The 14,087-nt window shown below is 57.9% G+C and carries 11 protein-coding genes and 1 tRNA gene; 5 read left to right on the top strand and 7 right to left on the bottom strand.

The window, feature by feature from the left end; all coding sequences use genetic code 11:
- Positions 1 to 44 precede the first annotated feature (44 nt).
- From BGIM_RS0102540 to BGIM_RS0102530, 3 genes are all read left to right on the top strand, one after another.
- On the top strand, positions 45 to 3,452 hold the full coding sequence (locus BGIM_RS0102540; protein ID WP_020468231.1) for a hypothetical protein: 3,408 nt from the start codon (positions 45 to 47) through the stop codon (positions 3,450 to 3,452).
- Between the two features lie 35 nt (positions 3,453 to 3,487).
- Entirely contained in the window at positions 3,488 to 4,162 is a 675-nt protein-coding gene (locus BGIM_RS0102535; RefSeq protein ID WP_020468230.1) for a DUF4198 domain-containing protein, read from the top strand.
- Between the two features lie 142 nt (positions 4,163 to 4,304).
- Entirely contained in the window at positions 4,305 to 5,171 is an 867-nt protein-coding gene (locus BGIM_RS0102530) for a hypothetical protein (protein ID WP_157368570.1), read from the top strand.
- A 10-nt stretch (positions 5,172 to 5,181) separates the two neighbouring features.
- Here BGIM_RS0102530 and BGIM_RS0102525 read toward each other — a convergent pair whose 3' ends face one another.
- The gene (locus tag BGIM_RS0102525) at positions 5,182 to 6,069 is read right to left on the bottom strand and encodes a hypothetical protein (protein ID WP_020468228.1); all 888 of its coding nucleotides are present in this window, start codon (positions 6,067 to 6,069) and stop codon (positions 5,182 to 5,184) included.
- 165 nt (positions 6,070 to 6,234) lie between these two features.
- Here BGIM_RS0102525 and BGIM_RS0102520 point away from each other — a divergent pair, with 165 nt between their 5' ends.
- Positions 6,235 to 6,786, top strand: a complete 552-nt coding sequence (locus BGIM_RS0102520) for a peroxiredoxin family protein (protein ID WP_020468227.1) — start codon at positions 6,235 to 6,237, stop codon at positions 6,784 to 6,786.
- 10 nt (positions 6,787 to 6,796) lie between these two features.
- Here the strand turns inward: BGIM_RS0102520 and BGIM_RS0102515 are convergent.
- Positions 6,797 to 6,878: transfer RNA gene (locus BGIM_RS0102515), tRNA-Leu, on the bottom strand.
- A 197-nt stretch (positions 6,879 to 7,075) separates the two neighbouring features.
- On the opposite strand from BGIM_RS0102515, the gene BGIM_RS68145 reads away from it, so the two are divergent.
- Entirely contained in the window at positions 7,076 to 7,771 is a 696-nt protein-coding gene (locus BGIM_RS68145; RefSeq protein WP_020468226.1) for a phytanoyl-CoA dioxygenase family protein, read from the top strand.
- Between the two features lie 80 nt (positions 7,772 to 7,851).
- Here BGIM_RS68145 and ilvE read toward each other — a convergent pair whose 3' ends face one another.
- The 5 genes from ilvE to BGIM_RS0102485 all read right to left on the bottom strand — a co-directional run bounded on the left by ilvE (position 7,852) and on the right by BGIM_RS0102485 (position 14,007).
- Positions 7,852 to 8,703, bottom strand: a complete 852-nt coding sequence (gene ilvE / locus BGIM_RS0102505; RefSeq protein WP_020468225.1) for a branched-chain-amino-acid transaminase — start codon at positions 8,701 to 8,703, stop codon at positions 7,852 to 7,854.
- Positions 8,704 to 8,742: 39 nt separating this feature from the next.
- Positions 8,743 to 9,459 carry an ABC transporter ATP-binding protein gene (locus BGIM_RS48375; protein ID WP_020468224.1) on the bottom strand — a complete coding sequence of 239 codons (717 nt, stop codon included), beginning with the start codon at positions 9,457 to 9,459 and terminating at the stop codon, positions 8,743 to 8,745.
- 66 nt (positions 9,460 to 9,525) lie between these two features.
- Positions 9,526 to 10,935: an ABC transporter permease gene (locus BGIM_RS0102495; protein ID WP_020468223.1), complete on the bottom strand. Its 1,410-nt coding sequence runs from the start codon at positions 10,933 to 10,935 to the stop codon at positions 9,526 to 9,528.
- A 224-nt stretch (positions 10,936 to 11,159) separates the two neighbouring features.
- Positions 11,160 to 12,659 (bottom strand): lysine--tRNA ligase, encoded by a 1,500-nt coding sequence (lysS, locus tag BGIM_RS0102490; RefSeq protein WP_020468222.1) that lies wholly within the window; start codon positions 12,657 to 12,659, stop codon positions 11,160 to 11,162.
- A gap of 262 nt (positions 12,660 to 12,921) precedes the next feature.
- The gene (locus BGIM_RS0102485) at positions 12,922 to 14,007 is read right to left on the bottom strand and encodes a dipeptidase (protein ID WP_020468221.1); all 1,086 of its coding nucleotides are present in this window, start codon (positions 14,005 to 14,007) and stop codon (positions 12,922 to 12,924) included.
- Positions 14,008 to 14,087 lie beyond the last annotated feature (80 nt).

Raw genomic sequence — 14,087 nt, 5'->3', positions numbered from 1 at the left:
GTTCGGAAAGGATTTCGAGGGCCGGCTGACCCCGTGATCACACGATGATGTTCCTGTTTCCAAATTTCGAGACTCTTCGACTGGCGTTGGGCGGCGGGCAAATCCCGCCCGAGATGGCCGGCGCGCCCGTCGAGGCCGTTTTCTCGGCTGATCGTCTGTCGGTTCAATCGCCACAGGGTTCACCCTCCAAAACCGTCGTGGCGAACCTCAAAAAACTTGGCGTCACCACGGCGAAAGAACACTATTCCGGCACGCCGGAAACATTTCTTTGTTGGGCGCAACTGCTCCCGACCACCAAGAGCCAGCACACACCGGAATTGGGTTCCAACACGCCGATTCTCTTCGAGATGTCCCCGGAGGAATTTCCGGAACTCGTCAACGAGATGCTCCGGTTGGGCAACGACCGTCAGAGTTTCCGCACAATGGCCGATGCCGACGGATCGGCTTCTCGCGTGCTTCTGAAAGTGCTTGGCCCGCCGTATTACACGTTGCTCCGGGCCATCGACCGGGTGGCTCCGTCCACCATCGTGGCCTATTCCGAAAGCTCGCCCGGCTTGTGGATTCAATACGGGCACACCCATCCTCTGCTTGGCCAGTTGAAGCCCCCCGCCGGACAACACATCCTGATGCGGGCCGGGCGGGGCTGGACTGTGACGGACGACGCCCCCTATGCGGACATCTACGAAGCACTCGACGTGGTGCTGCCGGAAAATCCGGTGGAATGGCAGGAATCCACTCTAAAAGGTAAACTGGTCGTTCCCCTGCGGCTTGTGCCGGGCAACGCCGCCGACCTGCCGGATTTTTGGGTCGTCACCGAGGATGCCGTCAATCAATTGGACGCCCTCGTGCGGAACGCGGACGACCGCCTGATGCAACGACTCGCCTTCGCCATTGCCAGCAACGAAAACGGCCCGCCCACCATCGTTTTGAAAACCCGGCCATCCAAGTTGCAACCTCCCGCGTTGCCGCTCGACAACGCCATCGGTTTCAAGCCGTTCTGGAAGTTGCCGAACCTGTTCCTCCCCGTCGGCAAACGGCTGATGCCGACGCTGCGCCGGGAGGCCGTGCGGAAACTCCTCGCCGAAGACCCGGCTCAAGTCGTCTGGCTGATGCCGACCGCCACGAACGACTTCACGCCGGAAACATTGCCGGACACCGCCTTCCGGCCGCTGGAAGACTGGATCGATTACGTCATCGACCATGACCGCGAGGCCCTCGCTAGTTGGGTTCGGGCCACTCAGTTCGACTTTGAATCGTTCCTCTGCAAAGAGGAAAATGTCGAACCGCCGAAAGATGCTCCGCCACCGAACAAGAAGGGCAAAGGCCGCAAAGACGGCAACAAGTCTCCCGGAATTGAAGAAACCAAGGACGCCCTAAACGGCCCCTCCTCGGCCAGTTCGTTTGCCAGCAGTCTGGACCGGCCATCCGAACTACCGGCGGCTCCGAGCGAACTGCGGGTGAAACGCGAACAGATGGAGCAGGATTTTCTCGCCGTCACCGGGCCGCTCGACGCGGACGAACGAGTGAGACTCTGGCCGGAGCTGGCCAGGCTAAACGCCTCCCTCAATGACCTGACCGAATCGGCCATCTGCTGGACAAACGCCCTCTGGGAAGAAACCGCCGACAACACCGACATGGTGTGGGCGTGGCTCCGCAGCGAAGACCGCGATGCCCGTAAAATTCCGACGGACATCGAATTCGACCTTGTGCTAAGCGGCAATTCGCCAAGCGGCCAGCAAGTGCGGGCGCTGGCGGTGCGAACCATTTACGCCTGCGGACTTGACCTGCTGCCAGCCTCCCTCACCGACCGGCTTCCGGCCATCCGGGCTTTCCTTGAACAACACGAAGGCGTGTTGGGGGCGCGCACCGTCTGGCTGGCGTGGCACGCCCTGTCGAAAGCCGCCGATGGCTCGGCGGACGTGCTGGCCCTCGCCCGCGTTCGGGACCGGTTGCTAAGCCGACTGTTTACGGAAGGCTTAAACAAAGAACGGGACTTGCCCTATTTCCTACGCGCCGGCGGCGAACAATCCGGCGAACGGATGCGCGGCCTGCGGGAACGGGCCATGCGGCTGTTTCGCCTCGTCGAAAAGTGGCATCACCACGACGACGTGAAGGTAAACCGCCCTTATGTGGAACTGATGTTCGCCTTCGGCTTTGCCAAGTTGGGCGAGATCACGACCGCCCGCGATCTGATGAATACCGCCCGCTCGCAATTGCTGGCAGACAAGGCGAAAGGTTCTCCGGACCAAGTCCATGAATTCCTTGGCAAAGCCTTCTGCTGGCGGATTGAAAACGCCATCAAGGGGGAGACGCACGCCGGTCCCTTGCCGGACGACATGATGAACCGGTTGGCGAAGATGGATGACGGCCGGAACAACCTGCCCAGCCTCAAGTATGTCGTGGACCGGATGCGGGAGGAATACTGGACCCTTGAGCCGGATCAAAAAACTCGGGCCTACGCGACTTGGTACGGCAAGAGCATGGAGCTTTTGCGGGCCATCGCCGATCTCGCCAATGTGAAAGATCAGACACGCCTCGAAGAAGCAATCCGCAAACTGACCAGATCGGCCACCACCCCGGAAGGCCGGTTGGCCGTCTATGCCGGGGTGCTTCCGCATGCCGCGCGGGCTGGTGAGTCGCTGGCCGTGGAACTGCTCACCAAAGTGCCGGTGTTGATGGCCGAGAGCCAGCGTGGCGAACAGGCTGTCACCTTGGCGATGACCCAATGCCAGATTTTGGAACGGGCAATCCATGTCGCCGGTCACTTCAACCGAACGGACTTGGTGCGGGGACTCTTCGACTCGTTCCTCGATTTTGTGAAACGTCAAAAGACGCCGCAAGCCCAATACGACGCGATCAATCGCATTGCCGGGGAAGGCATTCGCAATCTGCGGCGGCTTGGCCTGCGTGATGAAATTGACCGGTTTCTGAAGCAGATCGCCGATTCACTGCTCGGCGGCAAACCGCTTGATTACATCCGTCGCACCGCCGGAGCCTCATGGCCGGACCTCTTGTGCGCGCTGTTGAATCTCGCGGAAGGCTGGCAGTTTTTCGGGGCATTCGACCAGGCCAGGCCAATTTTGGACGAGGCCCGCTCGACGATTTACGGCAACGCGAAAGAGCCGAAAGACAAGCGAATCGTTTTCAAGAATATCACACGGATCGTGCAAGCCTATATTTCGGCTTCCGCACACGGGCCGATTCATGACGCCTTGAACCGAATTGAGGAACTGTTCCAACACTTGGAAAAGTTGCCAAATACTTATACGACGGCCTCGCACTTTTCCCGGTTGCATCTGGACATCGTAGAAGAAATCGTGCGATCATTGATCCACGACAATCTGGCGGACAGCGGTTCGGCCCGTCGCTGGCTGGACGAGGACGAGTATCTGGTGCGACGCCGGATTCACTCGGATTTTCAAGTTTTTCTCGACCAAAGCAAGCTGGCGTGAGATGGCTGGTCTCTTCGCATCCAAGGAGTTACACCATGCGTTTCTGTTCACTCCTCGTTCTCGCGTTTTCCATCCCGGCCGCTTCCGCTCATTTCGCCTATGTCGTCCCCGAAGGGCCAAACAAAGGCCGGGTGGTGTTTAGCGACAATTTGAAGGCCGACGAAAAAGTCACGGTCGAACGGCTGGCGAATCTCAAGCTCCAACTTGTGACCGATGGCAAGGCCGAAGACATCGCCATGACCCTCGACAAGAAGGCCAACCTCTACCGGATCGAGGTTCCCGGCGGGAATGCCCGCGTGGTGGCCGGGTCAATCAATTACGGGGTGTTGCAACGAGGTGACGCAAAACCGTTCCTGTTGAAGTATTACCCGAAGGCGATTTTCGGCGACTGGTCCAACGGGGCGGGCGTGATGGCCGGGAAGGCCGTGCCGCTGGAAATCTCACCAGTGAAAGATGGCGCCAAAATTCGCTTTTTGGTCACTCACAAAGGCCAGCCATTGGCCAAGGCCGAAGTGAGCGTGCTGATTCCGGGAGAGGAAAAAGCAAAGACCGTCGCAACGGACGAAACCGGCCACACAGAGTTCTTCGAGAAAGCCGGTCAATACGGCGCGCAAACCAAACATGCCGAGGCCACCGTCGGCGAAGTTGACGGCAAGAAATACGACGAAGAACGGCTTTACGCCACGCTGGTGGTCACGATTGGCAAATAACCATCACGGGAACGCCCGCCCGATGATCTGACCTCGACAACTCCCCCGCTCCACGCTATTTACCGGAACACTCGCAACCGGCCCTCGTTTCGTGAGCGGTTTGTTCATGCCGTTTCCCTCCCTGTTCAAACGAAGATCTTTCGTGGCGGCCATCCTCGCATTGGCGGGGATCATTGGCCTGCCAGACCAAGCGGCGGCCCAGACATCGCTTCAACGCATCCACGGGTTATTTCACCAAGAAGTGTTCCCCAAACCCCCGGCCCCGCCATCGAACACGCTGAGCGATTTTCGCTGGCTGGGAACCGGTGACGATGCGTTTTACACGCTCGCCCTGATCGGCGTCGTGGTCACTTCTCCCGTCTGGGTTCCGGCGACACTGTTCGATTCCGGTTACAACGTCGATTGCCGCTGGCCGGCATATCCGTACATGCGAGAAGAGGAAAACTGCTCCGTCTTGGGATACTGCCCGAAGGGCCGTCTTGAAAACAATCAGTATTGGGACAATCCGCTGTGCGTGAAGGAATGGTCCCTGCGAAGCTCTCTGGAGGTTGGGAATGATTTTGCCGGGGTCAACCGCCTTGGGGGAGAATTGTTCCTGGACACCAACTACTACCGGCTCGGCTTTCTTAGCCATGTGAATTATTACCGGGAAACCGCTCAAGGTTCGACGGCCGATGCTTTGATGACTGACGCCAACGTCACCTTCCGGGCTGTGCAAAACAACAGCATGTTCTTGCATGTGGGTTTTGGCGGCCGGATGTGGAACTCCTTCGACGAGACTCACGGCGGCGTGAACTTCCTTTACCGAGCGGATTTCTTTCCTCTCAAACCACTGCACATCACCATGATCGGAGAGGCAGGCAATCTGGACAAATTGCTATTCACGCACCTTCACGCGAACATCGGGTTTATTTGGAGACACGGCGAAGTGTTTCTTGGCTACGACTGGACGCATATTTCCCGTGTGGACTTGCAAGGTCCGACGATCGGTTTGCGACTGTGGTTTTGAGGAAGGTGGATCAGAACCAGACCCGAATGCCGACCAGCGGACCTTGAAGCGTCACCCCGGCAAAACGGGTCCAGTCATAGCCGAGATAGATTTCTCCCTGCCGCCAGTTCATGCCGATTTGCGTGCGGAAGTGCATGATGAAGGACTGGTCGAGATTGCCGAGTTCGTAAATCGTCGACAGGTTCACCGGTTCGCCGGGGAACAGATCGCCACGATAGAAGGCGTTGAACCCGCCGGAAAAATCTCCCAGCGAACTCCACATCCGCATCCCGGCCCCGACGTGCATTTGCAACCATTCGCTTTGCGTGAGCCGATAGGTGAGGTTCACATCGGACATCAAGGCTGTTGGGGCCTTCCCAAACGGGTTGTACTCGCGGTACCAATTCCAATTGGTCATCACGCCAAGGCGGTAAAAATTCGTGTCAAGAAAGACCTGCCCGCCAATCCGGCTTAGGTCGTCGAAGTTGCTCCCGGTGTCCACGGAGGCCCGCACAGACCAGCCCTTGGTAATCAGGGCGTTGTCCCAATAATCACCGACGTTGTTCTCCGGTTTGCAATTCGCCTGCCGGACGAGGCCGGCCGTCGGATACGCATAGGGGTATTTCGGAAACAAGAGATTATCTTCGTCAAAGATCGCGCTCGGCAGCCAGAAGGGAACCGTCGCTATGACGCCAAGCCCGGTGGCCAATCCGATCAGGGCCGTGTCGGCCGCCGGCCCCTGGACTTGGTTCCAGAGATTGTTGTAAGTGTTGTTGTCACGGGGATTATCCGGGAACCGGAAGTTCGGCCCCGGATGCATGTGATTGTAAATCTGTTCGAGCCGCGTCTGCGCGTGAGCGCCTGCGGGAAGGCAAAATATTGCCAGCCCGGCCACGAGCGTCACGATACGGCGGCGCATGAAGGTGATCCCCGACAAGGCGAGTCGGATGTCCCATAACGCACTTTGATGATCTTGGCGAGGGAATTTTTGAAATCATTTTCGCTGGCAAGCCATTTCTGCCTGTGTTAAGATCTGACTCTCGCCTTGCTGGCCTATCCCACCCCACCCGTTCCGAGGTGTCTTGTGAATCGCATTGTCGCCGCCTTGTTGCTTGCCGCCCTACCCGCCTTTGCAACCGCCGCCGAGCCAACCCCGCCCGCCAAGGTCGAAATCGGCCAACCCGCCCCCGCTTTCAAGATCAAGGATGCCTCCGGCAAGTTGATCGATCTCGCCGAGTTGACGGCCAAGGGGCCGGTGCTCGTCCGTCTGACCTGCGGTTGTTCCGGTTGCGACAAGGAACTGGCTTATTTCCAGAAATTGGACGAAGCCTACAAAGGCGCTGGTCTGGTGAGTCTGTATGTGTTCAAGGAACCGGACGCTAAGATGGAAAAATACGCCGCCGAGAAGAAACTGGGAATGATGTATGCGGTTGACCCGAAGGGTGAAAGCTGGACGACGTTTCAAACCAAGGCCATGCCGACGAACTTCTTGATCGCCAAGGGGGGCAAGATCGTCTCCATCGCCTCGGGATGCGAAACGAACGGGTTGATTGCGAATTTTGTGTCGAAGAAAGCCGGAACCCTGTTGGGAACCGAAGTGGTCGATGTGAAGGCCAAAACGGAAGTCAAAAAGTAATCAATCAAAGTGGCTCGGGCGGGAATCGAACCCGCACGCCTTGCGGCACAGGCTTCTAAGACCTGCGTGGCTGCCAGTTACACCACCGAGCCGGGATGTCTGCCATTTTTTATGCCCCCCGAAGCAATGGTCAATTCGGCTTTGGGGAACGGCTGAGATTCTGTTCAAGAGACGGCTCGCCCCACGGGTGGCTTTGTCTCAGATCATTTTTGGCGAGGCCACTCTTTTCCGTGCGGCCGACAAAATCCGATAATCACCACATGATCGTCGTATTTTGAAGGCGCCAAGAATGAATTGGGCCAAATCATTTGCCGCTTCCATCCACTTGAAAGGATGGGCCATGACCGGGCCGGTTATTGAACCGGCCACTTTGTGTTCCATCATCACATCATTGGCGACAGAATCTAATACTCACCTGCGGGGCGGGATGCGAAACCTCTTGGATCTGCCTTGGGTTTGCGAACTCGCCCGTTCAACTCCTGTTCGTGAGGCGGCCTCTTCCGTTCTCGGGTTGGATTGTTTCGCCGTGAGAGGTCTTTTCTTTGACAAGTCTGTCGATGCGAACTGGCGAGTGCCGTGGCATCAGGATTTGACTGTTGCCGTCAGGGAAAAGCATGAGGTTGAAGGATTTGGTCCTTGGTCAATCAAGGCTAATGTGCATCATGTCCAGGCTCCCGAGATTTTGCTGACGCACATGCTTGCCGTGCGCATTCATTTGGACGATTGCGGACCGAACAACGGGCCTCTTCGCCTAATTCCAAACTCCCACTCCATAGGGATTCTTTCGCCTGCGTCGATTGAGAAATGTGTCACTGACCGAGAACCAGAGGTTGGCGTGGCCGAGGCGGGGTCCATCTTGGGATTTCGCCCGCTGCTCCTCCATGCGTCAAGTTCGGCCTCCGAACCTTGCCATCGACGGGTGATTCATTTGGAATTCGCCGCGTTCACATTGCCGGGCGGTCTTGAATGGCGTTGGCGGGTTTGAGTCTACGGATCAATTCACTTCTCTTTTTGTCACTCACTTGAACGATCACGTTTTGTTCAAGTGAGCGACAAGAAACCTGTTTACGCCCGAGCCACCTTCATAAACGCCTCACGTAATTTGTTCGTGATCGGGCCGGGTTTGCCGGTGCCGATAATACGGCCGTCGCAATCGGTGACGGCAATCACCTCGGCGGCCGATCCGGTCAGGAAGCACTCGTCGGCGGCGTAGATGTCATGGCGGGTCATCGTGCATTCTTGCAGCGGGATCTTGGCTTCGCGGGCCAGTTGCATCACCACATCGCGGGTGATCCCTTCAAGAATGCCGGCGTCTGTCGGCGGAGTCTTCAACACACCGTTTTTGACAATGAAGACGTTGTCGCCGGTGCATTCGGCCACTTCGCCCTTGTGGTTGAGCATCAGGGCCTCGAAGCAACCCGCCCGGATGGCCTCAATCTTTGCCAGAATGTTATTCAGATAATTCAGCGACTTGATCCGCGGATTCAGGGCGTTCGGATGGTTGCGGATCAGCGAGGCCGTGACGATCCTCATGCCGCTGTCGTACAATTCTTTCGGATACAAGCTGATGTCGTCCACGATCACGATGACGTTCGGCTTGCAACCTCGCGGGTCCAGCCCCAGGTTGCCCGGCCCGCGCGTGACCACCAACCGGATGTAGCCGTCCACCTTGTTGTTGATTTTTACCGTGTCCTCGACGGCCTTCTGGACCTCGGCCGGAGACATGGGGATTTCAAGAGTGATATGTTTGGCCGACTCGAACAGCCGGGCGATGTGTTCCGGGTGTTTGAAAACCTTGCCGGAATAGACGCGGATGCCCTCGAAAACACCGTCGCCATAGAGGAGGCCGTGATCGTACACACTGACTTTGGCGTCCGCTTTGTCGAAAAATTCGCCGTTGATATAAACCCGCGTCATGAGTCGCCTTTCGTTCCACTCGGGAGAGGCGACAGACTTTCAGCATTCCGCGAGAACAGCACGCTCCACGGGTAGCTCGCCGAGCCGGCCGGACGTCATCCGGACGACGCGGTCGGTTTGTCGCACCAACTCTAGGTTATGCGTCACCATCAGGATCGTCACGCCTTGATCCCGGTTGACGGACTTGAGCAGTTCGACAATGTCCTTGCCGCTGTCCGTGTCGAGATTTCCGGTCGGTTCGTCGGCGAACAAAATCTTCGGCTTGGCGACCAGCGCGCGGGCAATGGCCGTGCGTTGCATCTCTCCCCCGGAGAGTTCGCGGGGCTTGTGGTGCAAACGATGGCCCAACCCTACCCGTTCGAGCATTTCCGTGGCGTTTCGCACGGCTTCTCGTTTTCGCCCCATCCAGTTAAAGACTCCGGCTCCGACAAGGGCGGGCATCATCACGTTTTGCAACGTCGTAAGTTCCGGCAGCAGGTGGTAAAACTGGAAAATGAAGCCGAAAGTGCCGTTGCGAAGCCGGTTTTGCTCCGAACGGCCCAAGTTGTCGATGCGACGCGGCCCAAGCATGACCATGCCGGAATCGGGTTGGTCAAGCGTGCCCATCACATGCATCAGCGTAGACTTTCCCGAACCCGAAGCGCCGACAACCGCAAGGAATTCCCCGCTCTCAATGACGAGGTCAATGCCCTTGAGGACTTCGACGACGTTGGCATGCCGACGGTAGGTTTTGCGAAGATTCTGCACGGAGATCATGAGCCTGTTTCCCACCAACGGTTAATGCGGTCGAAGTTAGAACCGACAGCTGCCAGCCTTAGCATCTCACTCATACCGCAACGCTTGCACCGGCTTCAACCACGCGGCCCGGATGGCGGGCCACACGCTGAACGCCACCGCAATCGAGATTGCCCCGACGTTGACCAAAAGCACGGTCATCGGTTCGATCTTCGTCGGAATCTGGTCGAAGTAATACACATCCGGGCTGAAACCCACCCCCGTCATCGCAAACAGGAAATGCTCGATGGGATTGATGAAAATCGTGATTAACAGGCCCAAGGCCGTGCCGAAACCGGCGCCAAAGACGCCGAGCAGCAACCCGTATCCGAGGAAGATTTGCAAAATCCCCCGGTCGGAGGCGCCGAGCGATTTGAGGATGCCGATGTCCCGGGTTTTTTCCCGCACGATCATCGAGAAGATGGCGAGGATGCAAAACCCGGCCACGCCGACGATCATGAACAGCAGCAGATTCAGCAATCCGCGTTCGATGTTGATCGCCTTCAACAGGGAGGTTTGTTTGTCCTCCCATGTGTTAACCTGAAAGAAATATTCCTGCGGAAAGAGCTTCCGCAATTCAGCCACCACTAACGGGGCCTTTGAATAATCTTTCAGCCGGATTTGAATGTGCGTAACGTGGTTCCCCATCGCCCGGAGACGTTGCAGGTAATCAATGGGCACATACACATACCGCGAATCGTATTCGGTCATTTCCGTGCGGATCGAGTCCGCGACGGCGAAACTGGAAAACACCGGCTCTAGATTCTTCTTGCCCGCCCCGACGGTCATCAGTTTGATGGTGTCGCCCGGCAGCAGGATCGGCTTGTCTTCCACCTTCCCGGTTTTGGGGTTGGTATGCCGATAATGGGTGATGCCAAATCCGGGGATGGCCCCGACGGGCGATTGCGGCTCGGCCGGCGGCGGGGCGATAGCGGGTGGATCATCCGGGTTTTGCGGCAACCGTGGCGGCGGCAGCATGGGGTTGAAATAAGACCAGCGGTTCATCGCCTCGGGCGTGAGATCAAACGAGGGATTGGCTGAGCGCTCGTCTTGTTTGAAATACTTCCCGAACCCGCCGACTAGCGAACGTGTTTTGGGGTCGGTCCCCACGATGTTGACGGGAATGGTCACCTGTTCGCGGTTTGGCCCCACTTCGTAACTAAGCATCCCGAAGACTTCGATGGTCGGGGACATCGCTTCGATATATTCGGCGACGGAGGAATTGCGAATCCGCTCCATCATGTCATCGGTTTCGAGCGGGAAACCGTTGTAGCTGGGGGATTCGACGATCACATCAGAGAGGAGGCCGTGGAAGCGGTCCTTCAGCTTGTTGCTGAACCCGGCCATGACGCTGTTGACAACGACGAGCGTGGCCACCCCAAGCATCACGCTGACGATGCAAACAAACGCGAGAAACCGCGTCCGGAGATATTTCCAGCAAAGCAAGACCTTGTACATGGGGGCTGATTCCTTTCGGCCACCTTTGAGTGTCGCCTTCGGCGACAGGGTTTAGGGTTTAGGGTTTAGGGTTTGGCTACGATACCAATGGGGGCAGCCCTCTCCCTCGCTTGGTAATCTTGTGTCTGCCAAACCCTAGACCCTAAACCCTAAACCCTGTCGCCGAAGGCGACTCCTAAACCCTAAACCCTGTCGCCGAAGGCGACTCCTAAACCCTTAACACGTCATTCCGGCCGCAATAGCGGGAACAAGATCACATCCCGGATCGTCTGCGTGTTTGTCAGCAGCATCACCAATCGGTCGATGCCGATGCCCAGGCCACCGGCGGGGGGCATGCCGTGGCGTTGGGCACGGATGAAGTCGTGGTCCATCTTGGCCATCGAGTCTTCGTCCTTCATCCCCACCAGTTGCCGCTTGAAGGTTTCTTCCTGCGTCAGCGGGTCGTTCAGTTCGGTGTAAGCGTTCGCCAGTTCCATCCCGTGGACATACAACTCGAACCGCTCGGCCATCCGGGCGTCACCGCGCTGTCGTTTCGTCAGCGGGCAGATGGCCGCCGGGTAATCGTGCACGAACACCGGGCCGACTAGTTTGTCTTCCACGCAATGCTCAAACAAGGAATTCACGATCACATCGTGTTCCTTCCCGGCCGTCGGCAGGTGGAACTTCTTGGCCGCTTCGATCACGGCCGCCGGGTCGTGCATGTCGCAACCGGCGTGTTCTTTCACCAAATCCGCGTATCTGGCCCGTTGGAACGGCGGGGAGTAATCGACCGTCTTGTCGGCCCACGGCCGCACACGGCCGCCGCCGATGGCGTCCACGCAGGCGACGATCAACCCTTCGGTCAGGTCCATCATCGAGCGGTAATCGCCGTAAGCCTGATAGAGTTCCATCATCGTGAACTCGGGATTGTGCTTGTGGCTGATCCCCTCGTTCCGAAACACCCGGCCGATTTCGTAAACCTTTTCCATCCCGCCGACGAGCAGACGCTTTAGATGCAATTCAAGGGCGATCCGCAGAAACAGCGGGATATCAAGGGCGTTGTGATGCGTCTCGAACGGCCTCGCGGCCGCTCCCCCGGCGATGGCATGCAACGTCGGTGTTTCGACTTCCATGAAGTCGAGGCCATCCAGATAGTTCCGCATCGTGCGGATGATCTTCACCCGTTGCTTGGCCCGCGTCAGCGTGTCCGGCGAGTGAACCAAGTCGAGATAGCGATGCCGCAGGCGATACTCGATGTCCTCCATCCCAAAGTGGACGGTCGGATGCGGTTCCAGCGACTTCGAGAGAATCGTGAGCTTGGTCGCCCGGATCGACAATTCGCCCCGACGGGTCTTCCCGAACGCCCCTTCGACGCCGATCAGGTCGCCGAGGTCAAGCAGGTTAGCCAGCTGCCAGCCGAGGTCGCCAATCTGCTTCTGGCCGAGCATCACCTGCACACGGCCGGTGTGATCCCAAATGTCGAGGAAGAAGAGCTTTCCCTGATCCCGCCGCTGGACAATCCGCCCGGCGGCAATCACCTTCGGGTTGGCGTCCGGCTTCGTGTCGTCGAACGGCAGGGCCTCCAGTTCCCGAATCGTCCCGATGGGTTGATGGCCGTCAAACCGGCCCCCCCAAGGGTCGATGCCGAGGGCTTCGATCTTGTGGAGTTTCTCCAAACGCACGGCCGCATGTTCGCTGGCGGTGGGTTCCGGGGCGGGATTCGGATTCGGTGATTCTGCGGACACTAGGGTACTCGGGGGTCAACGACCAGTCAGGGTGTCAGTTCACGAAGTTGAGCGATTGTAGCCAGTCTGGGAAACCTGTCAATTGCAGCTATCGGGATCGAAAGATACGAAGAGAAGACTTCATGCAAAGTTCGCAAAGAGGACGCAAAGTTCGCAAAGGATTGATGATAAAAATGAAGGCTTTGCAGCCGGAAAGATCATCAATTCATTTCGTTGACTCTTTGCGGGCTTTGCGTCCCCTTTGCGAGCTTTGCGTGAACTCTTATTTCTTTCCACTCCACGCCTTACGGAAGAAGTTGATCCAGTTGCCGGAGAAGATTTTTTCCACGTCCGTGTCGGTGTAGCCCCGGCTTTTCAAGATGTCGCCGATCTTGCGCACGTCGGAAATGGTGTTCAGGTCCATCGGGGTTTGTTCCGTGCCGAAGCCGCCGTCGAGGTCGGTGCCGATGGCGGCGTGGTTGGTGTTGCCGGCCAGTTGGCACACATGGTCTATGTGATCGACATACGTGGCCATCGTCACGTTCGCGCTTTGCGGGGTGGATTCTCCGCGAACCCATCCGGGGGCGAGCATCCACGCATCCAAAGCCGAGCCGATGACGGCCCCACGCGAGATCAATTGTTTGATGTGCCGGTCGGGAAGTTGTCGCTGATCGTCCACCAGTGCCCGGCAATTGTGGTGGCTGGCCAGCACCGGGCCGCCGTAGCAATCCAAGGCTTCGTCCATCGCCTGATCTGCGAGATGAGTCACATCAAGGATCATCCCGGCCTTTTCCATCTCCCGCAGAAGCGGTTTGCCGGGGGGAAACAACCCGCCGACCGTCCCCGTTCCGTGGGCATACGGGCTGACACCGTAGTGCGATGGCCCGATGATCCGCAAGCCGTTGGCATACCACTCATGAACCTGTTCCGGGTCCAACACCGGGTCGGCCCCCTCCATGCTGAGGATGAAACCGAGCGGGTCCGATGAGACGCCGGTCTTCCAAGCTTCGACGTGTTTGTCGAGAGCGGCCACATCCTTGATCCAGCGAAGATGACCGGCTTTTTCCAAGGCGATGTAGTAGGCCATTTGCCCGTGGGCGCAGGCGTAGGCCGAGTTCATGTTTGCAAATCGCTGAATCGGCGGCTTCAAATCCGGTCGAAACAGCCGGGCGAGCAGGGTGGCGATGAAGATCCCGAAGCCCCCCTTGCGGAGTTCGGGAAATGTCACGGTGCCTCGCCCGCGAGCCTTGAAGTCGCTCTCCCGCCCGGAGGTCTCCAATCGGCGAATTTCCTCCACCGACAGGAGCAGATCACGGTTCCAGTCAATCGCGTTCCATGCCAGGTCCAGGTGGGCATCGAAAATCAACATCGGAAAAATTCTCTCGGGTTCTTCTCGGTGGTGACAGTCTATCGAACGGGAGATTTCTTCAAGAAAACATCGGATTGGAT

Source organism: Zavarzinella formosa DSM 19928 (genome assembly GCF_000255705.1).
GTDB lineage: Bacteria > Planctomycetota > Planctomycetia > Gemmatales > Gemmataceae > Zavarzinella > Zavarzinella formosa.
The sequence above is the reverse complement of the archived record's forward strand: the minus strand, read 5'-3'. Positions and strand labels throughout refer to the sequence as shown.

Coding starts and splice junctions, on each gene's coding strand:
- BGIM_RS0102540 (WP_020468231.1), top strand. CDS start 45: ATGATGTTCCTGTTTCCAAATTTCGAGACTCTTCGACTGGCGTTGGGC.
- BGIM_RS0102535 (WP_020468230.1), top strand. CDS start 3,488: ATGCGTTTCTGTTCACTCCTCGTTCTCGCGTTTTCCATCCCGGCCGCT.
- BGIM_RS0102525 (WP_020468228.1), bottom strand. CDS start 6,069: ATGCGCCGCCGTATCGTGACGCTCGTGGCCGGGCTGGCAATATTTTGC.
- BGIM_RS68145 (WP_020468226.1), top strand. CDS start 7,076: ATGAATTGGGCCAAATCATTTGCCGCTTCCATCCACTTGAAAGGATGG.
- ilvE (WP_020468225.1), bottom strand. CDS start 8,703: ATGACGCGGGTTTATATCAACGGCGAATTTTTCGACAAAGCGGACGCC.
- BGIM_RS48375 (WP_020468224.1), bottom strand. CDS start 9,459: ATGATCTCCGTGCAGAATCTTCGCAAAACCTACCGTCGGCATGCCAAC.
- BGIM_RS0102495 (WP_020468223.1), bottom strand. CDS start 10,935: ATGTACAAGGTCTTGCTTTGCTGGAAATATCTCCGGACGCGGTTTCTC.
- BGIM_RS0102485 (WP_020468221.1), bottom strand. CDS start 14,007: ATGTTGATTTTCGATGCCCACCTGGACCTGGCATGGAACGCGATTGAC.